Source organism: Desemzia sp. FAM 23990, from assembly GCF_045528485.1.
In the GTDB taxonomy this organism is placed as follows: Bacteria; Bacillota; Bacilli; order Lactobacillales; family Carnobacteriaceae; genus Desemzia.
This window is the reverse complement of the sequence record NZ_JBGQQW010000093.1, coordinates 1-255: the sequence shown is the minus strand read 5'-3', so window position 1 is coordinate 255 and position 255 is coordinate 1. Positions and strand designations below refer to the sequence as shown.

The 255-nt window shown below is 51.8% G+C and carries 1 rRNA gene; it reads left to right on the top strand.

From position 1 onward, the window contains the following. Positions 1-255, top strand: a 23S ribosomal RNA gene (locus ACEN4I_RS13605); the annotation flags it as partial.

The following is a 255-nucleotide window of genomic DNA, read 5'->3' as shown; positions in this document are numbered from 1 at the left end:
ACAAATAGTTAGAGCCCGTTAATGGGTGATAGCGTGCCTTTTGTAGAATGAACCGGCGAGTTACGATTACATGCGAGGTTAAGTTGATAAGACGGAGCCGTAGCGAAAGCGAGTCTGAATAGGGCGTCTGAGTATGTGGTCGTAGACCCGAAACCAGGTGACCTACCCATGTCCAGGTTGAAGGTGCGGTAAAACGCACTGGAGGACCGAACCCACGTACGTTGAAAAGTGCGGGGATGAGGTGTGGGTAGCGGA